Below are 18857 nucleotides of genomic sequence, written 5' to 3'. Positions count from 1 at the left end.
ATCTCCGGTGACCCGCGGCATCAGCCGAGGCCGCAGGCGCCGAGCGACTTCTCGTACCCCCGGAAGAACGACTCGCTGCGCTGCTCGGCGGTGCCGTGCGAGCCCTCGGCGAACCACGGCTGGTCCGGGTCGTCGCCGACCGCCAGCAGCCCTTCCCGGAACTCCTCCAGGTCACCGTCCTCCAGTTCCAGCGCCCCGGACCGCACGCTGTCACCGAGGTACGCCCCGGCCATGCAGTCGGCCTGCAGTTCCTGCTGGATGGTGAAGTTGTAGCGGATGCCCAGCCGCACCTGCATGCCGTGGGCGTACTCGTGGCCGAGCAGGTAGAACAGGAACGCGTCGCCGATCTGGCGGAACGCCGCCACCGACCAGTTCACGTCGTAGGCGATGAAGTCGCCGGCCGAGCAGTAGACCGCGTTGTTGCGCGGCAGGCCCTGCCCGGCGCAGGCCACCTCGCCCTCGCGGCTGTAGGCCACCACCCGTCGGATCGGGGTGAACCGCTCACCGGAGGCGCGGAACTGCTCCGCCCAGTAGCGTTCGGCCAGCCGCACCGCGTCCTGGATGTCCTGCTTGAACTCGGCCACGCTCGTCGTGCCGTCCGCGCGGGTGGTCTGCGACTCGGGCTGCGCGCTGCGCGGGGGTGCGGGCTGCTGCGGCTCGCCCTGGTCGTAGCCGCCGGCCATGCAGCCGGCCGCCACCAGCGCGGCCACCACCAGTCCGGCGATCGGCCCGCGCCCCTGACGTCCCGCCCTGTCCCCCACCATGACCTCCCGGCTGTTCGTTCCCGTGTCCCGCAGCAGTACCCCCGGCGGCCGCCGGTGATGCTCACCGGCTCTCACGCGCCACCGCCGGGAATCGTTCACCGGCGCACGGGAAACGGTACGGTCGGCGCCGTGGGCCGGTCGTACGCGGGAATCGTCTACTGGCGACGCAGCCTCTGGAACGGCCTGCGGTGCGTACCGGTGCTGCTGACGCTCGACGAGGGCCGGCTGCGCGCCTGCGACCGGCGCGGCGCGGAGGTGTTCGCCGCGCCCGCCGGGCGGGTCGAGGCCCGGGGAACGATCGTCGGCACGATGCTGCTCACCGTCGGCGGCCACCGGTACGCCCTGGTCGGCGTGGGCGCCACCGTCTCACCGGCGCCGAGCGCGGAGCAGCGGCGGCGGTTGGCGGAGTACACGGCCCGCGCCGAGCCGGTCCCCGACCTCGCGTCCTGGTGGGAGGTGCTGGCGCGGGCCGGCGTGACGGTGCGCTGACCGGGCGGCGGTCAGTCCAGGCCGCGCATGATGTGCGGCTCGCCGTCGTCGTCGCCGAAGCAGCGGTGCAGCACCTGGGCGCGCGCCCACAGGTCCAGGCTGCTCGGCGGCCCGACCGGGCCCGTGCCGGCGGGCGTGGTGGTCAGCACGGGAGCCGGCTCCGGCGGGACCTGCGACGTCACCTCGTCGGTCATGTCCGCCCCTTTCGTCGTACCCATGCTCGTCCGCGGGCGTTTCCGCCACGTCAACTCCGACGGCGCGGGCGTGGACGCGGCGCGCCTGACCCACGCCGGCCCGTACTCCGGTGACGGTAGCCCGCCGGGCCGCCGAGCACAGCCGTATTCCCGACGTCGCCGCAGGTAGCGGCCGGTGATCACGCCTGCGGGCCGACCGGGCCGCAGGTGGCGCAGCAGGTGTCGCCGCGCCAGGCGTCACGGCCCTCGCGGACCGCGACGACGGCGATCACCAGCGCCGCGACCGGGTCGGCCCAGGACCATCCGAACAGGCCGTTGAGGGCCAGCCCGACGAGCAGGACCGCCGAGAGGTACGTGCACAGCAACGTCTGCTTCGAGTCGGCCACCGCCGACCGGGAGCCCAGTTCACGCCCGGCGCGCCGCTGCGCTGCCGACAGCACCGGCATCACGATCACCGAGAGCCCGGCGAGCACCAGCCCGACCGGTGAGTGCGCGGCCTCGGCGCCGCCCAGTAGCGCCCGGACCGCCTCGACGGAGACGTACGCGGCGAGCGCGAAGAACGACACCGCGATGACGCGCAGCGCGACCCGTTCCCGGGCCCGCGGATCCGGACCGGCGAACTGCCACGCCACCGCCGCCGCGGAGGCCACCTCGATCACCGAGTCCAGACCGAAGCCGATCAGGGCGGTCGAGGACGCGACGGTGCCGGCGCTGATCGCCACGACCGCCTCGATGACGTTGTAGGTGATGGTCGCGGCGACCAGCAGGCGCACCCGGCGGGTGAGCAGCGCGCGGCGGTCCGGCGCCGGGCCGGCGGGCGTGGCCGGGATCAGCGGCAGGCTCATCAGCAGCATCCGTCCGCAGCGTCCGGGCAGGCGGCCGGGTCGACCGCGAGCACGACACCGACCAGGTCGCCGAGCGCGTGGGCGAGGCGGGCGTCGGCCAGTTCGTACCGGGTGCGGCGCCCCTCCGGGACGGCCACGACCAGGCCGCAGCCACGCAGGCAGGCCAGGTGGTTGGACAGGTTCTGCCGGCTGGTGCCGAGCGCCTCGGCCAGCTCGGCCGGGTAGCCGGGCCCGTCGCGCAGGGCCAGCAGCAGCCGCGCGCGCAGCGGGTCGGACAGCGCGTGACCGAAACGGGACAGCGCTTGGGAGTGGTGCAGCGTCCGCATGCCGTGACTGTACAGCGTCTGCTGTATTCACGAAGGGATGAACCGGCGGTTGCATCCGGTACCCCGGTACGGGCTTACCGTCGAGAGGTGACCGACGATTCCTGGGTGCCCGACACCTGCACGCTGCCGACCACCGAACGGCCGCTGCGGCTGGCCGAGTTCGACGGGCTGTTCCACGACGCGCTGCGCGGCGCCGACCGGCCGGCCGCCGGGCATCTGCGGCTGCACCTCGACGGCCGCGCCGAAGCGCTCGCCCGGGATCTGATCGCCCGCGAGTCCGCCTGCTGCTCCTTCTTCACCTTCGATCTCGCCCGCCCGGACGGCGACACGCTGACGCTCGACATCCGCGTTCCGGCGACCCGTGTCGCCGTACTCGATGCCCTGGCCCTGCGGGCCACGGCCGCGCGGGGCCGGTGATGGGCGAGCCGGAGCTACGCAGCGGCCGGCTCGCCGACGCGGCCGGGGTCAACGTGCAGACGCTGCGCTACTACGAACGGCGCGGGCTGCTGCCCGCGCCCCGGCGGTCGCCGGGCGGGCATCGCCTCTACCCGGCCGAGACGGTCACCCTGCTGCGGGTGGTGAAGGCCGCGCAACGTCTCGGCTTCACCCTCGCCGAGGTCGCCGACCTGCTGACGGCCGGACGGCACGACACCGGCCTGCGGACCCGGGCCCGCGACAAGCTCGCCGAGGTGGAGCGACGGCTCGCGGACCTCACCGCCGTCCGCGACACGCTCCGGGCCGCCGTCTCGGCCGGCTGCGACGACCTGGTCACCTGCGCCGAAAGCCCGCACTGTCCCCTGCCCTTCACCGGTCCGGACCACGGCCCGGCTACGGTCTGACGCATGACGGTCGTGCGTTCCATCCTGCTGTTCCTGCTCGCCGCGCTCGCCGAGATCGGCGGCGCCTGGCTGGTGTGGCAGGGCTGGCGGGAGAACCGCGGTCTGCTCTGGATCGCCGCCGGTGTGATCGCGCTCGGCGCCTACGGGTTCGTGGCCACGTTCCAGCCGGACGCGAACTTCGGCCGCATCCTCGCCGCCTACGGCGGCGTCTTCGTCGCCGGGTCGCTCGCCTGGGGCATTGTCGTCGACAAGTTCCGGCCCGACCGCTACGACCTCGTCGGCGCGGCCATCTGCCTGGTCGGCGTCGCGGTCATCATGTACGCCCCGCGCGCGAGCTGACGGCGGCGCCGAGCGCAGGTGATGAGTTCTCCCGCCCGTACCCGTCACACAGACGACGGCACACGACGAAGCGGGAGGATGACGTGATGGGTGCGGAGACGCGGCCGGCGGAGCCGGGCGTACGCGATCTGGCGGGGTTCGACGAACCGGCGTTCACCGGGCTGGCGCAGCGGCACCGGCGGGAGCTGCACGTGCACTGCTACCGGATGCTCGGCTCGTTCGAGGACGCCGAGGACACCGTCCAGGAGACGTTCCTGCGGGCCTGGCGGCGGCGGGAGACGTTCGCGGGCCGGTCGACGTTCCGGGCCTGGCTGTACCGGATCGCCACCAACGCCTGCCTGGACCTCCTCGCCAAGTGCCGGCCCGAGCCGGCGACCGGCGGTGAGGTGCGGTGGCTCCAGCCGTACCCGGACCGGCTGCTCGACGAGCTGCCCGCCGCCGGCGCGGACGAGCCGGAGACCGTGGCGGTGGCGCGGGAGACGATCGAGCTGGCGTACCTGGTCGCGGTGCAGCACCTGGCGCCGCGCCCGCGCGCCGTGCTGATCCTGCGGGACGTGCTCGGCTGGCCCGCCAGGGACGTCGCGGAGCTGCTCGGCGACTCGGTCAACTCGGTCAACAGCGCGTTGCAGCGCGCCCGCGCCGGCATGCGGGAACACCTGCCCGCCCAGCGGCAGGACTGGACCGGCGACGAGACGGACACCCGGACCCGCGAGCTGGTACGCCGCTTCACCGACGCCGCCGTCGCCAAGGACGTCGGCGCGCTCGCCGCCATGCTGCGCGACGACGTGCGCTGCTCGATGCCGCCCACCCCGGGGCTGCAGATCGGCCGCGACGCGGTGGTGAGCGACTGGATCGCGGACGGCTTCGAGAGCCTGGGCAGTCTGCGAGCGGTGCCCACCGCCGTGAACCGGCAGCCCGCCGTCGCGTTCTACCTCTGGCAGGACAGTGACGGCGCGTACCTGCCGCTCACCGTCGACGCCCTGCGCGTCACCGGCGGGGCGATCACCGAGATCGTCACGTTCCACGCCGACCGGTTCCCGCGGCTCGGGCTGCCCGAGCGCCTGCCCGCCGACCGTACGCCGTAGTGCCCGCGCGGACGCTCGCGCTGCCCGGCGGCGCGCGCGTTCCGGTGGTCGCGGCCCAGTGGCATCACGCGTACGGCGTGGTCACGCGCGGCCGGGTGCAGCTGGAGCTGCGCGACGGCACCCCCGGGCCGGTCCTCGGCCGCGACGCCGGTTTCTGGCTGCGCGGCACCGGCGTACGCGCGCTGCGCAACCCCGGCCGTCGCACCGCGACGGTACGGATCCTCACCCCCGACTCCTGGAGGAACGACATGATCAGCAGCACCGACACCGGCGTCGTCTCTCGCCGTACGCACGGCTTCCGGCGGCTCGCCGTCACCGGTCTGGTCGCCACGATCGCCGCGATGGTGGTCACCACGCTCGCGGCGGCGCTCGCCCGGGCCGGCGGTGTGGACTTCGAGATCCCCGACGGCGACGGCGAGACCATCCCGCTGGGCGGGTTCGCCGTGGTGACCGGCTTCTTCTCGCTCGTCGGCGTCGTCATCGCCGCCGCACTGCTGCGGTTCAGCGCGCGTCCCGCGCGGCGGTTCGTGTGGACGGCGGTGTCGCTGACCGCGCTGTCGATGGTCCCGCCGTTGATCGCCGGAGGCGACGCCGCCACGACGATCGCGCTGGTCGGGCTGCACCTGGTCGCGGCGGCGGTGATGATCCCCGCCCTGACGCGGAGCCTGCGCGCGAGGACCGGCTGACGCTCCGCCTCCGGCGGCGAATCGCAGCTACGGGACACCTGCTGTCTCCAGCCGGAGGTGCGGCTGTCCCTGCGCTTCCCGCCACGAGACGGCTTCGATCGAACGCCTACCATCCCCACCCGTGGAGGGTCTGTTCTGGATGCCCGTCGTAGCGCTGTGCGGCCTGTTGGGCTGCCTGCTCCCGTGCGCCGTCCTGGCGGCGCTGGCCACGTGGCCCAGGAAGGGCGACCGGGGGTAGCTGCACCCTCGACGTGTACCCGTGGTCAGGCGGACCATCCGGTTACTCGGCCGTGGCTCCGCGACGGCGGAGGGCCACCCTGGTGCCGCCGAACGCGACGATCCAGGGCAACACCAGGAAGCCGCCGCAACCGATCACGATCAGCCACAGCGTCTCACTCGGTTCTCCCTGGTGCTCCAGGTCGGGCCAGGTGAAGGCGCTGCCGAACAGCGACAACGCGTAGAACAGGACGACCGTGATCGTGGCAGCCCTACCGATCCGGCGGCTGAGCCCGATGCCCGCAGCGCAGAGAAACCCGAACCCGGACATGAGAATGGGGGCGAAGTACATGCCGGACAGGACGACGAAGGTGGAGTAGGTCGCGCCGAGGTCGAGATCCGAGCCCGCCACCGGTGGCGGGCCGGCTCCGACCGCGTGGACGACAGCGGAGAGGGCGGAAATCACCACATCGGACTCCTCGCGCCGGGACGCTCGCACGCCATCGAAATCGATCCCTCATTCTGACGGACCGGAAGCTGTGGGCCCGTCCCGGAGAATCTCCTGCGATCTGCAGGGTTCGATTCAAGACACTCGGGCACTTCGATACGGACCATACGCCGGGCGCCGCCAGTCGGCGCCCGGCGCCGTACGACCGAGAGGTGACACCATGACCTTCCGCGCCAGGCTCGTCGGAGCCGCACTCGTAGGCACGCTCGCCGCCGGTGGATCGGCACTGGCTGGGGCGTCCGCGGCCAGCGCGCAGGCCGAACCCTGCGTGCAGCGCATCGCCGTGGTGAACAACGCCGCCTTCGTGATGTCCTTCAGCGTTCAGGCGAGCAACGGCCTGGAGACGGCGAACACCGACACCTACCCGATCAACCAGTCGCGGACGATCGATCTCACCACCACCGCGCTGCCCGTCGGGTCCGATGTCCGGCCGGTGGTCGACGCGGTGGCCGGGGCACAGCGCACTCCGAGCAGCTTCGTGTCGTACTGCGAGAACGGGCAGACCGCTACGTACTCGGTGACCGGGACGACGTACGACTACTCGGTCACGCTGATCGGCTGACCGACGCGCCTACCTTCGGGGCGTCCGCCATCCCGGCGGGCGCCCCGCGCTCGTCAGTGGCTACACGAGTAACCGGCGGGCGCCGACGGTGGACGAGTCGTCCCCTCACGCGTCGTCAGACCGGGCCACCGAACGCCAGGCGTGGAAGGCCCAGTCGAGGTCGGCCGTGTCCGCACCGGCGAAGACCGTTTCCAGGTACGCGCCGTCGACGAAGGTGAAGCCGTAGAGCTCGAAACCGTCGTCACGGTGGTAGAGCCAGGCGGCGCGATGCCCCACCCCGTCTCTGCCGCCCTCCCCCACTTTGGCTGTCGGGTTCGGTGGCAGCTCGGCATCGAGCGAGGCGATGATGTCGGCTCCGTCGGCACACCGCCACGACGGTCCTGGACCGGCCCGCATCGCCCGGCCGGGCACGTGCCACCTGGTAACACCGTCATCGGTGGTCTCCCGCGTCCAGGAGCCGGACAGCTCGATCGACCAACCGTCGCCCAGAGACCGCCGCACGCCCCAAGTGTCACCGACGGCCGGCGTTCCGTGTGGTGACCTCCTCGGTGCGGACGACGCCGATCAGCCGTTGCTGGGGCTGGAGATCCCGCGTCTTGCGAAGGACACCGCGACCTCGTCGAAGACACCGCAGGCAAGCTCGGTTTGCGCGAGAGCATCGGACAACGGCAGCTCCAGTTGAGGGTCGTACCCGGCCAGGCCCGTGACCGCCTGGACCGCTTCGCCGAGTTGGTACATCGCCGCGACGACCGACCGGGCATCATCGCCCCGGTACCAGAAGGGCACAGTGATCCCGGCCTCTTCCGCGTAGTAGCTGACCTGGATGCCGGTCGGCTCGTGGGTCAGCTCGTAGTTGTGGGCGCCCTCGAAGACGGAGACCTCACCTAGTACCTGCCGGGACGCGGCCACCAGTCGGGCCCACACCTCGCCGCTCGGACGCTCCGCGCCGTCGGACCCTTCCGCCGCGTCCAGAGCGTCCTCCCAGGACTGGTCGCCGCCTCGAGGAACGAAGATCACGTCATAGCTCATGGCCGTGGACGGTACATCCATCCGGCCTCGCGGCACGACGGGCAATGCCACACGTGTTGCTACGGTCCGGCTATGCGATTCGGCAGCCGTTCATGGTTACCCGCGTTGGCGATCGCGCTCGGATCGGCTTCGGGTTGGTTTTCGGCTGGCGCCGGCGGATCGCTACAACGCGCCCCCACCGCCCTCCTCGTGATGGTGGTCGGGCTCGGCAGTGCCGGGCTGTTGGTCGGCTTGGTGTCGGGCCGTCGGGACGGCGGCAGGTGGTTCATGCCGGCCCTGCACTGCTGGCCGGCTTCTACGCCGGCACATGGCTGAACTCGCCCCACCACAGCTTCGCCGGTGACGCCGTCGTCCTGATCCTCGCCACCGTCCCCGCGTGCGTCAGCGCCGCGCTCGGGTCCGCAGTCGGCCCACACCTCACGAGTCGACAGCGGAGAAGAGCATCTGGCCGGCAGGCGTCGAGGACACCCGGCAGAACGGCATGTACGTCCTGCGCCACACGTACGCCTCGGTACTGCTCGACGCGGGCGAAAACTAAGGCGCTGTTGCGGTACCTCGGTCACGCCGACTCGGGCTTCACGCTGCGCGTCTACACCCACCTGCTGCCGACCAGCGAGGACCGCACCCGCCGGGCGATCGACACTGCGTTCGGACACGGCCCAACCGACCGAGACGGCCTGGCGACGGCCTAGCCGGGTGCCGGAAGAGTGTTTGCGCAGCTCAGGAAGGGTTACGGCGTCACTTGGCGTTGAAGTAGTTCGCCTCCGGGTGGTGCACCACGATCGCGTCGGTGGCCTGCTCCGGCACCAACTGGAACTCCTCGGACAACTGCACCCCGATCCGCTCGGCGCCCAGCAGCTCCACGATCTTCGCCCGGTCCTCCAGGTCCGGGCAGGCCGGGTAGCCGAACGCGTACCGGCAGCCCCGGTAGTCGGTGCGCAGCAGGCCGGCCAGGTCGGCCGGGTCGTCGTCGGCCACAGTGCCGCCGCCGGGCAGCACCAGCTCGGCCCGGATCCGCCGGTGCCAGTACTCCGCGAGGGCCTCGGTGAGCTGCACGGACAGGCCGTGCACCTCCAGGTAGTCGCGGTACTCGTTGCCGGCGAACATCTTCGCCGTGTACTCGCTGATCGGCTGCCCGACGGTGACCAGCTGCAACGCCACCACGTCGAGCTGGTCGCCCTGGGGCCGGAAGAAGTCGGCCAGGCACAGCCGCCGCTCCTGCCGCTGCCGCGGGAAGGAGAACCGGGCCCGCTCGCTGTGCCCGTTCTCGTCCAGCACCACCAGGTCGTTGCCCTCGGAGTACGCCGGGAAGTAGCCGTACACCACGGCCGCCTCCAGCACCTGGTCGGAGATCAGGCGGTCCAGCCAGTACCGCAGCCGGGGCCGGCCCTCGGTCTCGACCAGTTCCTCGTACGACGGTCCCTTGCCGCCGCGTGCGCCGCGCAGCCCCCACTGGCCCAGGAACGTGGCCCGCTCGTCGAGCAGCGCCGCGTAGTCGGCCAGCGGTACGCCCTTGACGACGCGGGTGCCGAAGAACGGCGGCTTCGGCACGGACACGTCCACCGCCACGTCGGAGCGGACCGACGCGTCGTCCAGTTCGGGCAGCGCCTCGCGGACCTGCGCCCGCTGCCGCTCGCGGCGCTCACGGCGGGCCGCCAGCGCCGCCTCCCGCTCCGGGTCGATCACGGGCGCGCCGCCGCGCTTGGCCGCCATCACACGGTCCATCAGGGACAGCCCTTCGAACGCGTCGCGGGCGTAGTGCACCTGGCCCGGGTAGATCGACCGCAGGTCGTCCTCCACATACGCGCGGGTCAGTGCCGCGCCGCCGAGCAGCACCGGCCAGCGCTCGGCCACGCCGCGGGAGGCCATCTCGGCCAGGTTCTCCTTCATGATGACTGTGCTCTTGACGAGCAGGCCGGACATGCCGATCGCGTCGGCCCGGTGCTCCTCCGCGGCGTCGAGGATCGCGTTGATCGGCTGCTTGATGCCGATGTTCACCACGTCGTAGCCGTTGTTGGACAGGATGATGTCGACCAGGTTCTTGCCGATGTCGTGCACATCGCCCTTCACCGTGGCGAGCACGATGCGGCCCTTGCCGTCGTCGTCGGTCTTCTCCATGTGCGGCTCCAGGTAGGCCACCGCGGTCTTCATCACCTCGGCGGACTGGAGCACGAACGGCAACTGCATCTGGCCGGAGCCGAACAGCTCGCCGACCACCTTCATGCCGTCCAGGAGCAGGTCGTTGATGATGGACAGCGGCGTACGCCCCTGCGCCATCGCGGTGTCCAGGTCGGCCTCCAGGCCGTTGCGCTCCCCGTCGATGATCCGCCGCTTGAGCCGCTCGTCCAGCGGCAGCGCGGCCAGTTCCTCGGCCCGGGTGGCGCGTGCCGACGCCGCGTCCACGCCCTCGAAGGCCTCGATGAACCGCTGCACCGGGTCGTAGCCCTCGCGACGGCGGTCGTACACCAGGTCGAGCGCCACCTCGCGCTGCTCGTCCGGGATCCGCGACATCGGCAGGATCTTGCTGGCGTGCACGATCGCCGAGGTCAGCCCGGCCTGGGCGCACTCGTGCAGGAACACCGAGTTGAGCACCTGCCGGGCCGCCGGGTTGAGACCGAACGACACGTTCGAGATGCCGGCGGTGAAGTTGACGCCCGGGTAGCGCGCGGCGATCTCCCGGATCGCCTCGATCGTCTCGATGCCGTCGCGGCGGGTCTCCTCCTGCCCGGTGGCGATCGGGAACGTCAGCGCGTCGATGAGGATGTCCTCCCGGCGCATCCCCCACCGGCCGGTCAGGTCGTCGATGAGCCGGCTGGCCACGCGTACCTTCCACTCGCGGGTGCGGGCCTGGCCCTCCTCGTCGATGAGCAGCGCCACGACGGCGGCGCCGTGCTCCCGGACCACCGGCATGATCCGCGCGTAGCGCGAGTCGGGGCCGTCGCCGTCCTCGAAGTTCACCGAGTTGACCACGCACCGGCCGCCGAGCATCTCCAGCCCGGCCTCGATCACCGCCGGTTCGGTGGAGTCCAGCACGATCGGCAGCGTCGAGGCGGTGGCGAACCGGCCGGCCAGCTCCCGCATGTCCTGCGTACCGTCACGGCCCACGTAGTCGACGCAGAGGTCCAGCAGGTGCGAGCCGTCGCGGGCCTGGCTGCGGGCGACCTCCACGCAGGCCTGCCAGTCACCGGCGAGCATGGACTCGCGGAACGCCTTCGAACCGTTGGCGTTGGTCCGCTCCCCCACCATCAGGATGCTGGCGTCCTGGGCGAACGGCACATGGTGGTAGATCGAGGAGACCCCGGCCTCCGGCTTCGGCTCCCGCGCCACCGGCGCCCGCCCGCCCAGCCGCTCCACCAGCACCCGGATGTGCTCCGGGGTGGTGCCGCAGCAGCCGCCGATCAGGGCCACGCCGTAGTCGGTGACGAACTGCTCCAGCGCGTCGGCCAGCTCGTCCGGGCTGAGCGGGAAGTACGCCCCGTCGGCGGTCAGCACCGGCAGGCCCGCGTTCGGCATCACCGAGATTGGGATACGCGAGTGCTGCGCCAGGTAACGCAGGTGCTCGCCCATCTCCGCCGGGCCGGTGGAGCAGTTCAGCCCGATCAGGTCGACACCGAGCGGCTCGATCGCGGTCAGCGCGGCGCCGATCTCACTCCCAAGCAGCATGGTGCCGGTGGTCTCCACCGCGACCTGGCAGATGATCGGCACGTCCCAGCCGGCCTCGGCGCGGGCCCGCTTCGACCCGACCACCGCCGCCTTGACCTGGAGCAGATCCTGGCAGGTCTCGATGATCAGCGCGTCCGCGCCGCCGGCGATCAGGCCGGCGGCGTTCTCCTGGTACGCGTCACGCAGCGAGGCGTAGCTCGCGTGCCCGAGTGTGGGCAGCTTGGTGCCCGGGCCCATCGAGCCGAGCACGAAGCGGGGGTGCTCCGGCGTCGCGTACGCGTCGGCCGCCTCCCGCGCGATCCGGGCGCCCGCCTCGGACAGCTCCCGGATGCGGCCGGGGATGGCGTACTCGGCGAGGTTGGGCAGGTTGGCGCCGAAGGTGTTGGTCTCCACGCAGTCCGCGCCGGCGGCTAGGTAGGCGTCGTGCACGCCGCGGACCACGTCCGGCCTGGTCACGTTGAGGATTTCGTTGCAGCCTTCGAGGCCGTCGAAGTCGTCGAGGGTGAGGTCGGCAGCCTGGAGCATCGTCCCCATCGCGCCGTCCGCGATCAGGATCCGATCCGCCAGCAGGTCACGCAACGAGATAGACACATGCTCCAGGGTAGTGCGCCCGAGTGCGGCAGAGTCACCCGAACCGGGCCATCCCACATTCTGCCCACCGGGCCGTCGTACCCCTTTCCGCCGGTTCGCCCGGGTGGTCCGGCCCGGCGACCGGCGCGGCCGACGGGCCGGCCCTCGCGGGGGCACGTAGGCTGACGGACGTGAAGGACAACAGGGGTGCGACAGTGCGACCGGGCGGCGCCGCGCCCGACGAGCAGGGTGAGGTGACGGCGTGACCGAGTTCGACGGGCTGCCGGTACTGCGCTCGCCGGTCGCCATCGCGGCCTTCGAGGGCTGGAACGACGCCGCCGACGCCTCCACCGCCGCCGTGGAACACCTGGAGCAGGTCTGGCAGGCCCGGCAGGTGACCGAGCTGGACCCGGAGGACTTCTACGACTTCCAGGTGAGCCGGCCGACCATCACCATGGCCGACGGTGAGACCCGGCGCGTCGAGTGGCCCACCACGCGGTTCATGGTGGCCAGTCCGGAGGGCACCGAGCGCGACGTGGTGCTGATCCGCGGCATCGAGCCGAGCATGCGCTGGCGGACGTTCTGCGAGCAGGTGCTGGAGATCTGCCACAGCCTGGAGGTCGAGCGGGTGGTGCTGCTCGGCGCGTTGCTGGCCGACGTGCCGTACACCCGGCCGCTGCCGATCAGCGGCAGCGCGTCGGACGCCGACGCGGCCAAGCGCTACCAGCTCACCCCCACCCGGTACGACGGGCCGACCGGCATCGTGGGCGTGCTGCACGACGCGTGCACCCGGGCCGAGGTCGACGCGGTGTCGTTCTGGGTGCACGTGCCGCACTACGCCAACAACCCGCCCTGCCCGAAGGCCACCCTCGCGCTGCTGCACCGGGTCGAGGAGGTGCTCGACCTGCCGGTGCCGATGGCCGACCTGGCCGAGGAGGCAGCCGAGTGGGAGCAGCGGGTGCGCAGCGCCGCCGAGCAGGACGCCGAACTCGGCGAGTACGTGCGTGAGCTGGAGGAACGGGTCGGCGACGCCGGCATCACCCCGTTGACCGGGGACGAGATCGCCCAGGAGTTCGAGAAGTACCTGCGTCGTCGCGGTGGTTCCGCCGGGCCGACAGCGGGTTCCTGGTAGTTCTCCCGATCTGCTGAAGCCGGGCCTCGGATCGGGGCCCGGCTTCTTCGTGTCCGGGGTGGCGCCGTCACACCCTCTAGGGCATCCTAGGAACCTAGCTGTTCTGAGGAGGTCCGGATGCAGATCAACCCGGGCGCGGCCGAGTTCCCGCACCGGCAGATCGCCGCGCAGCTCAAGGCCCAGGTGCGCCGCGGCGACTGGGGCCCGGGCGAGCGGCTGCCGTCCATCCCGGCCATCGCCGAGATGTTCGGCGTCGCGAAGCAGACCGTGCAGCGCGCCGTCGACCAGCTGCGGGTCGAGGGCATCCTGATCACCAAACCCGGCTCCGGTACGTACGTCCGGGGCACCCGGCGCCGCCTCAACCGCCTGTCCCGGGGCCGGTACGGTGGCTTCCGCGGCTACCACACCGACCTGGCCGCCCGGTACCGTCAGCAGCTCGTCTCGGTCGGCCACTCCCCCGCCCCGGCCGAGGTGGCCGACGCGTTCGGCGTCACCGACGGCACCGAGCTGCTCTGCCGGCGGCACCTGGTACGCACCGACGACTCCCCGGTCGAGGTCGGCGCGTCGTGGTTCCTGCCCGCCGACACCGCCGGCACGTCGCTGGAGCGGGCCGAGGCGTTCGGACGGCCGCTCTACCAGGAGGCGGAGGAGGTCACCGGCCGTCGGTACGTCACCGCCACCGACACGATCAGCGCGCGTCAGCCCAGCCGGGAGGAGGCGGAGATCCTCCAGATCCGCCCGGACACGCCGGTGCTGCACCTGCTGCACGTCGCGTACGACGAGCGGCACAAGCCGATCGAGGTCGCGCAGGCCACCTGGCCTGGCCCGATGACCACGCTGACCGAGGAGTACAAGATCCCCGCCCCCACCCCCGACCAGAACCCCGACCCCGGCCTGGTCCTGGGCTGACCGCCCCGCGCGCGCGTACGCACCTACGCCCGCCTCGGCGATCTTGCGCTTGCTGCCCGGACGCACGGGGCATTTGCGACACCATGGGGACCGCAAATGCAAGATCGTCGAGGTGGGCCGGCAGAGCCGGCGCACACGCACGCGGGCCCGCGGAAGTGCCACGCCCGGCGGAACTCCCGGCCCGGGCAACGGGCGCAGCCCAGCAAATGGCCACGCCGGGGCGGAGCTCCCGGGCCGGCCGTGCCGGGTGGAACACGATGGGTGTCAAACCGCCCTCGAGACACCCACCACGTTCCACCCGCCCGCCGAGCGACGCGATCTTGCAGTTTCGGACCCCGCGAACCCGGACGAAACGGTGAGAACGCGGGCCGCGAGTGCAAGATCGTGGAGGCGAGGCGAGGCGGCGCGAGGCGAGGGCGCGGCGCGGGGGACGGGTGAGCGAGGGACGGGTGCGAGGGCGGCAGGGCGCAACAGCTACAGGGCGATGCCCAGCAGGGCGTCGACCGTGTCGGTGAACAGCGCCGGGGCCTGCGGGTCGTCCGTGACGCCGGTCAGGGTGCCTTCGGCCCAGCGGTCGGCTGCCGCCAGGGCACCCGGCGTGTCCAGGTCGTCGGCCAGGCGCTCGCGTACCTCGGCCAGCAACGCCGCCCCCGACGGCCCGGCCGGCGCGGCGGCGGCCCGCCGCCAGCGGCCCAGCCGCTCCTGCGCCTCGGTGAGCAGTTCGTCGGTCCAGGAGCGGTCGCTGCGGTAGTGCCCGCTCATCAGCGCCAGCCGGACCGCCATCGGGTCGACCTTGTCGGCCCGCAGCCGGGACACGAAGACCAGGTTGCCCTGGGACTTCGACATCTTCTCGCCGTCCAGGCCGATCATGCCGGCGTGCACGTAGTGGTCGGCGAACGGTGCCTCGCCGGTCAGCCGCTCTGCGTGCGCGGCGGAGCACTCGTGGTGCGGGAAGATCAGGTCGTTGCCGCCGCCCTGCACGTCGATCCGGTCGCCGAGCAGGTTCAACGCGATGACCGTGCACTCGATGTGCCAGCCGGGACGGCCCGGGCCCAGGTCGCCGCCGGGCCAGGACGGCTCGCCCTCGCGGGCGCCGCGCCACAGCAGCGGGTCGAGCGGGTCGCGCTTGCCGGCGCGTTCCGGGTCGCCGCCGCGCTCGGCGAACAGCTCGATCATCTGCTCGCGGGTCAGGTTGGACTCGTAGCCGAAGCGGGGCGCGGCGGAGATGTCGAAGTAGACATCGCCGGTGCCGTCGTCGAGCCGGTACGCCGCACCGTCCTTGAGCAGCATCAGCACCTTCTCGGCGATGTCCGGGATCGACTCGACCGCGCCGACGTAGTGCGCCGGCGGGATCATCCGCAGCGCCTCCATGTCCTCGCGGAACAGCGCGGTCTCCCGCATGGCCAGGACCTTCCAGTCCTCGCCGTCGCGCTCGGCGCGCTCCAGCAGCGGGTCGTCGATGTCGGTGACGTTCTGCACGTACCGCACGTCCAGGCCGGCGTCGCGCCACATCCGCTGCACGAGGTCGAACGTGATCATGGTGGCGGCGTGTCCGAGGTGCGTCGCGTCGTACGGGGTGATGCCGCAGACGTACATCGAGGCCGCGCCCTCGGGCCGGCTGGGATGGGCGCCCTGCCGCGCCGAGTCGTACAACCTCAGCGACACGCCCTCGCCGGGCAGCCGTGGCACGTCATGTCCCGCCCAAGACTCCATGACCGCCAGCCTAACGATCCGTCAGACGCTCGGGTGCCGCCCTACGGGTGATCAACGCGACAGCAGCTCACATGGGTGGCCAGGGCATCGCCGGCCACTCCTGCGGCGGCAGCGGGAACCGGCCGCTGTCGCCCAGCCGTTCGACCCGTTCCGCCAGCGCGGCCAGTTCACCGATGGTCAGGTGCTCGGCCAACTCCTCGCCGAGCGGCCCGCGCAGCTGCCCGGCCAGGCCGTCGAGCATCTCCACCGCGTCCGGCGGCAGCTCGCGGCCGGCCCAGCCCCACAGCACCGTACGCAGCTTCTCCTCGACGTGGAAGCTCACGCCGTGGTCGACGCCGTAGATCCGGTCGTCCGGGCCGACGAGCACGTGCCCGCCCTTGCGGTCGGCGTTGTTGATGATCGCGTCGAGCACGACGAGCCGGGCCAGGCGGGGGTCGTCGGCGTGCGCCAGCGCGTACGCCGCCCCGTCGTCGTCGCGGGCCGCGGCCACCGGGAACCAGCGCGGCGGGATCTCCCGCGCCGGCACGAACCCGACGAGCGGCTCGGCGTCGTCCGGCTCGTCGATCCAGAGCTGGCACGAGCCGGGACCGAACGGGCCGTCGCGCAGCACCGTGGGGGGCACCAGATCCCAGCCGGTGGCCCGGGACACCAGGTAGGCGGACACCTCCCGGCCGGCGAGCGTGCCGTCCGGGAAGTCCCAGAGCGGGCGCTCCCCGCGTACCGGCTTGTAGACGCAGTGCGCGCTCACGTCGCCGAGGGCGATGACGCCGCGCAGCGTCGCGTTGGAGGCGTCGACGAGCCGCCCCTCCAGGGTCAGCTCACCGTCGGCGAGCAGCCGCAGCGCCTCGGCGCCGTCCTGTCGGGGCTGCAGTTCCGACGAGGTCACCGGTGATAGCCGTTGTGCCGGGGGCAGAGGTGACCGGCCGGGTCGAGCGGCTGGCCGCACAGCGGGCAGGGGGGCCGGCCGGCGTTCACGACGCGCTTGGCCCGTTCGATGAACTCGCGGGTCGCCTCCGGGGTCAGCCGCACCCGCAGGCGGTCGAGGTCGTCGTCCGGCTCGTCCGGGTCCTCGTCGGCGTCGTCGTCCGCGTCGCCGAGCTCGACCTCGACCTCCGCCTCACCGACGGCGATCGCCTCGATCACCACCGTGGCGGTGTCCACGTCGAAGGCCAGGCCCAGCGTGCCGACCCGGAACTCCTCGTCCACAGGCGTGTCGAGCGGCTCGTTGTCACCGGTCACCGTGGTCACCGGCTCCGGCAGCTTCACGCCGAAGCGGCGCTGCGCCTCAGCGAGCAGCTCCTCCAGCTTCTCGGCGAGCAACGACACCTGGACCTTCTCCAGCGACACGCTGACCAGCCGGCCGCCGCCGCGCGCCTGGAGGAAGAACGTGCGCTCCCCCGGCGGGCCGACCGTACCGGCGACGAACCGCTCCGGCGGCTCGAAGGCGTGCACCTGGTGCGTCATACCCACGACCCTATCCGGCGTGTGGAAGCACCGCGCAGCCCACCGACGCCGAATCCGCCCAGAGCGAACGCGCCGCGTACGCCTGTCTCACCCGGCCGCACCCGCGCCTCCGCCGACCGCCGCGTCGGACTCGGCCGCCCGCGCCGGTCGCCGGCGCCGCTTGCGCGGCGGCGGGACCAGCGCCGACAGATCGCCGCCGGTGTCGTTGAGCCGGACCAGGAACGGCCGCAACGGGGTGTAGCGGACCGCCGTCACCGACGCCGGGTCGGCCACGATCCGCTGGAAGAGATCAAGGTGTACGCCGAGCGCATCCGCCACGATCGCCTTGATCACGTCGCCGTGGCTGCACGCCAGCCAGACGGCCTCCGGGCCGTGCTCGGCGGTGACCCGCGCATCCCACGCCCGTACTGCGGCGACCGCGCGCGCGGACATCGCCGCCATCGACTCGCCCTGCGGGAACGCGGCGGCGCTCGGGTGCTGCTGCACCACCGGCCAGAGCGGCTCCTTCGCCAGCTTCTTCAGCGACTGCCCCTCCCAGTCGCCGTACCCGCACTCGATCAGCCCGTCCTCGACCACCGGCTCGGCGCCGGGAAGCGCCAGGTCGAGGGTCTGCCGGCAGCGGATGAGCGGGCTGGTCACCACCGCCGCCAGCGGCAGCCCGGCGAGGCGCGCGCCGACCGCCGTGGCCTGCGCCCGGCCGGTGTCGTCCAGCTCCACCGGTTGCCGTCCGGCCAGGCCGCCGTCGGCGTTCGCGGTGGTCCGGCCGTGTCGCAGAAGCAGAAGGGTCGCCACGCAGACCACCCTAGGCGGTACGTCCCCCGATGATCGTCCCGCCACGACAGCCCGTTCCCGGCCGCTCCCGGCTCCCGGCCCGCCTCCGCCCCCTTCGGCGTCGATCATGGGGTTGGCCTGGACAAATCGGACATCAATCCCGGCCAACTTCATGATCGACCAATGGAAAGCGTCCCGTGGGGCGACGCCCGGGCCGCGCGCGCCGGCTTCAGGTGCGTGGCGGTGGAGATCCTGGAAGGTTTGGGCCCCTCTGGGGGGCCTTTTCGTACCAAGATCTCCCCGAGCGTGGGTCGACACCGGGCATCCCGCTCCGGCCGGGCTCGCCCCACCAGTCCCGCCCTCGCGGACCCACCCACAGGGCCGATCATGAGGTTGGCGGCGACAAACCGGACAGAGGATGCCGCTAAGTTCATGATCGACGCGGCGGGACGCGGGCGGGACGCGGGCGGGCGCGACATGGGCGGGCGACGCGGGTGTCGGGTTTCGGGGTGGTCGGTGGCACCCGCCCGGCGGAATCGTGGGCGGGGCCGGGGCGTTATACCTGGTGAACGACCGCAGCAGCACCCCCGCAGCACGCGAACGCGGGTGGCAGCGCCCGGGAATGATCCCGCGCAGCCGGTCGTTGTGGATGTCTCCGGCGCCGCGAACCGGCCCCGCACGCCACCCCCGGCGTGCTGCGGGCCGCGGGTGAGCAGGACGCCGGCATCCCCCCAAGACCCTTCTCTTGAGCGC

General features: G+C 72.4%; 22 protein-coding genes. 10 read left to right on the top strand and 12 right to left on the bottom strand.

Going from position 1 to position 18857, the window contains the following annotated elements; translation table 11 throughout:
- Positions 1 to 20 precede the first annotated feature (20 nt).
- Entirely contained in the window at positions 21 to 761 is a 741-nt protein-coding gene (locus tag NMK34_RS15290) for a neutral zinc metallopeptidase (protein WP_013286095.1), read from the bottom strand.
- Between the two features lie 132 nt (positions 762 to 893).
- Here NMK34_RS15290 and NMK34_RS15285 point away from each other — a divergent pair, with 132 nt between their 5' ends.
- Positions 894 to 1253, top strand: a complete 360-nt coding sequence (locus tag NMK34_RS15285; protein ID WP_318333963.1) for a hypothetical protein — start codon at positions 894 to 896, stop codon at positions 1251 to 1253.
- 11 nt (positions 1254 to 1264) lie between these two features.
- Here the strand turns inward: NMK34_RS15285 and NMK34_RS15280 are convergent, their stop codons facing one another.
- The 3 genes from NMK34_RS15280 to NMK34_RS15270 form a co-directional block, all read right to left on the bottom strand.
- Entirely contained in the window at positions 1265 to 1447 is a 183-nt protein-coding gene (locus NMK34_RS15280; RefSeq protein WP_013286093.1) for a hypothetical protein, read from the bottom strand.
- 179 nt (positions 1448 to 1626) lie between these two features.
- Positions 1627 to 2292, bottom strand: coding sequence for a cation transporter (locus tag NMK34_RS15275; RefSeq protein ID WP_318333962.1), 666 nt, complete (start codon positions 2290 to 2292; stop codon positions 1627 to 1629).
- Positions 2292 to 2618 (bottom strand): ArsR/SmtB family transcription factor, encoded by a 327-nt coding sequence (locus NMK34_RS15270; RefSeq protein ID WP_013476961.1) that lies wholly within the window; start codon positions 2616 to 2618, stop codon positions 2292 to 2294. The genes NMK34_RS15275 and NMK34_RS15270 overlap by 1 nt, the downstream gene beginning before the upstream one ends.
- Before the next feature lie 87 nt (positions 2619 to 2705).
- Between NMK34_RS15270 and NMK34_RS15265 the strand changes: the two genes are divergently transcribed.
- The 5 genes from NMK34_RS15265 to NMK34_RS15245 all read left to right on the top strand — a co-directional run bounded on the left by NMK34_RS15265 (position 2706) and on the right by NMK34_RS15245 (position 5567).
- Positions 2706 to 3035: a hypothetical protein gene (locus tag NMK34_RS15265; protein ID WP_318333961.1), complete on the top strand. Its 330-nt coding sequence runs from the start codon at positions 2706 to 2708 to the stop codon at positions 3033 to 3035.
- Positions 3035 to 3457 (top strand): MerR family transcriptional regulator, encoded by a 423-nt coding sequence (locus tag NMK34_RS15260; RefSeq protein ID WP_318333960.1) that lies wholly within the window; start codon positions 3035 to 3037, stop codon positions 3455 to 3457. Before NMK34_RS15265 ends, NMK34_RS15260 begins: the two co-directional genes overlap by 1 nt.
- Positions 3458 to 3460: 3 nt before the next feature.
- The gene (locus NMK34_RS15255; protein WP_318333959.1) at positions 3461 to 3796 is read left to right on the top strand and encodes a YnfA family protein; all 336 of its coding nucleotides are present in this window, start codon (positions 3461 to 3463) and stop codon (positions 3794 to 3796) included.
- An 86-nt stretch (positions 3797 to 3882) separates the two neighbouring features.
- Positions 3883 to 4881: an RNA polymerase subunit sigma-70 gene (locus NMK34_RS15250; RefSeq protein ID WP_318333958.1), complete on the top strand. Its 999-nt coding sequence runs from the start codon at positions 3883 to 3885 to the stop codon at positions 4879 to 4881.
- Positions 4881 to 5567, top strand: a complete 687-nt coding sequence (locus NMK34_RS15245) for a DUF6069 family protein (RefSeq protein ID WP_318333957.1) — start codon at positions 4881 to 4883, stop codon at positions 5565 to 5567. Before NMK34_RS15250 ends, NMK34_RS15245 begins: the two co-directional genes overlap by 1 nt.
- Positions 5568 to 5847: 280 nt before the next feature.
- On the opposite strand, the gene NMK34_RS15240 is transcribed toward NMK34_RS15245, so the two are convergent.
- Positions 5848 to 6282, bottom strand: coding sequence for a hypothetical protein (locus NMK34_RS15240; RefSeq protein WP_318333956.1), 435 nt, complete (start codon positions 6280 to 6282; stop codon positions 5848 to 5850).
- A gap of 169 nt (positions 6283 to 6451) precedes the next feature.
- Here NMK34_RS15240 and NMK34_RS15235 point away from each other — a divergent pair, with 169 nt between their 5' ends.
- The gene (locus NMK34_RS15235) at positions 6452 to 6853 is read left to right on the top strand and encodes a hypothetical protein (protein ID WP_318333955.1); all 402 of its coding nucleotides are present in this window, start codon (positions 6452 to 6454) and stop codon (positions 6851 to 6853) included.
- A 105-nt stretch (positions 6854 to 6958) separates the two neighbouring features.
- Here the strand turns inward: NMK34_RS15235 and NMK34_RS15230 are convergent, their stop codons facing one another.
- Together NMK34_RS15230 and NMK34_RS15225 are read right to left on the bottom strand one after the other, a co-directional pair.
- Positions 6959 to 7264 (bottom strand): hypothetical protein, encoded by a 306-nt coding sequence (locus NMK34_RS15230; protein ID WP_318333954.1) that lies wholly within the window; start codon positions 7262 to 7264, stop codon positions 6959 to 6961.
- 153 nt (positions 7265 to 7417) lie between these two features.
- Complete coding sequence (locus tag NMK34_RS15225) at positions 7418 to 7882, bottom strand: hypothetical protein (protein ID WP_318333953.1); 465 nt, start codon at positions 7880 to 7882, stop codon at positions 7418 to 7420.
- Positions 7883 to 8258: 376 nt separating this feature from the next.
- Here NMK34_RS15225 and NMK34_RS15220 point away from each other — a divergent pair, with 376 nt between their 5' ends.
- Positions 8259 to 8420 carry a hypothetical protein gene (locus tag NMK34_RS15220; protein WP_318333952.1) on the top strand — a complete coding sequence of 54 codons (162 nt, stop codon included), beginning with the start codon at positions 8259 to 8261 and terminating at the stop codon, positions 8418 to 8420.
- A gap of 200 nt (positions 8421 to 8620) precedes the next feature.
- Here NMK34_RS15220 and metH read toward each other — a convergent pair whose 3' ends face one another.
- Entirely contained in the window at positions 8621 to 12136 is a 3516-nt protein-coding gene (metH, locus tag NMK34_RS15215; protein WP_318333951.1) for a methionine synthase, read from the bottom strand.
- Positions 12137 to 12377: 241 nt separating this feature from the next.
- On the opposite strand from metH, the gene NMK34_RS15210 reads away from it, so the two are divergent.
- Together NMK34_RS15210 and NMK34_RS15205 are read left to right on the top strand one after the other, a co-directional pair.
- Positions 12378 to 13247: a PAC2 family protein gene (locus NMK34_RS15210; RefSeq protein ID WP_030504102.1), complete on the top strand. Its 870-nt coding sequence runs from the start codon at positions 12378 to 12380 to the stop codon at positions 13245 to 13247.
- Between the two features lie 117 nt (positions 13248 to 13364).
- Positions 13365 to 14156: a GntR family transcriptional regulator gene (locus tag NMK34_RS15205; RefSeq protein WP_318333950.1), complete on the top strand. Its 792-nt coding sequence runs from the start codon at positions 13365 to 13367 to the stop codon at positions 14154 to 14156.
- A gap of 474 nt (positions 14157 to 14630) precedes the next feature.
- Here the strand turns inward: NMK34_RS15205 and mshC are convergent, their stop codons facing one another.
- From mshC to NMK34_RS15185, 4 genes are all read right to left on the bottom strand, one after another.
- Entirely contained in the window at positions 14631 to 15869 is a 1239-nt protein-coding gene (gene mshC / locus NMK34_RS15200) for a cysteine--1-D-myo-inosityl 2-amino-2-deoxy-alpha-D-glucopyranoside ligase (protein ID WP_318333949.1), read from the bottom strand.
- A 67-nt stretch (positions 15870 to 15936) separates the two neighbouring features.
- Complete coding sequence (locus NMK34_RS15195) at positions 15937 to 16755, bottom strand: SCO1664 family protein (protein ID WP_318333948.1); 819 nt, start codon at positions 16753 to 16755, stop codon at positions 15937 to 15939.
- Positions 16752 to 17333, bottom strand: a complete 582-nt coding sequence (locus NMK34_RS15190; protein WP_013286077.1) for a DUF3090 domain-containing protein — start codon at positions 17331 to 17333, stop codon at positions 16752 to 16754. Before NMK34_RS15190 ends, NMK34_RS15195 begins: the two co-directional genes overlap by 4 nt.
- 87 nt (positions 17334 to 17420) lie before the next feature.
- Positions 17421 to 18134, bottom strand: a complete 714-nt coding sequence (locus tag NMK34_RS15185) for a histidine phosphatase family protein (protein WP_318336351.1) — start codon at positions 18132 to 18134, stop codon at positions 17421 to 17423.
- Positions 18135 to 18857: the final 723 nt, after the last annotated feature.

Origin of the sequence: Micromonospora sp. BRA006-A (assembly GCF_033433935.1) — a bacterium.
Taxonomy (GTDB): domain Bacteria; phylum Actinomycetota; class Actinomycetes; order Mycobacteriales; family Micromonosporaceae; genus Micromonospora; species Micromonospora aurantiaca.
This window is presented reverse-complemented; position numbering and strand designations above follow the sequence as displayed.

Bases quoted from the DNA above. Each gene is read 5' to 3' on its own strand.
- NMK34_RS15260 (WP_318333960.1), top strand. From the start codon at position 3,035: ATGGGCGAGCCGGAGCTACGCAGCGGCCGGCTCGCCGACGCGGCCGGG.
- mshC (WP_318333949.1), bottom strand. From the start codon at position 15,869: ATGGAGTCTTGGGCGGGACATGACGTGCCACGGCTGCCCGGCGAGGGC.
- NMK34_RS15205 (WP_318333950.1), top strand. From the start codon at position 13,365: ATGCAGATCAACCCGGGCGCGGCCGAGTTCCCGCACCGGCAGATCGCC.
- NMK34_RS15190 (WP_013286077.1), bottom strand. From the start codon at position 17,333: ATGACGCACCAGGTGCACGCCTTCGAGCCGCCGGAGCGGTTCGTCGCC.
- NMK34_RS15270 (WP_013476961.1), bottom strand. From the start codon at position 2,618: ATGCGGACGCTGCACCACTCCCAAGCGCTGTCCCGTTTCGGTCACGCG.
- NMK34_RS15280 (WP_013286093.1), bottom strand. From the start codon at position 1,447: ATGACCGACGAGGTGACGTCGCAGGTCCCGCCGGAGCCGGCTCCCGTG.
- NMK34_RS15235 (WP_318333955.1), top strand. From the start codon at position 6,452: ATGACCTTCCGCGCCAGGCTCGTCGGAGCCGCACTCGTAGGCACGCTC.
- NMK34_RS15255 (WP_318333959.1), top strand. From the start codon at position 3,461: ATGACGGTCGTGCGTTCCATCCTGCTGTTCCTGCTCGCCGCGCTCGCC.
- NMK34_RS15225 (WP_318333953.1), bottom strand. From the start codon at position 7,882: ATGAGCTATGACGTGATCTTCGTTCCTCGAGGCGGCGACCAGTCCTGG.
- NMK34_RS15250 (WP_318333958.1), top strand. From the start codon at position 3,883: ATGGGTGCGGAGACGCGGCCGGCGGAGCCGGGCGTACGCGATCTGGCG.
- NMK34_RS15275 (WP_318333962.1), bottom strand. From the start codon at position 2,292: ATGAGCCTGCCGCTGATCCCGGCCACGCCCGCCGGCCCGGCGCCGGAC.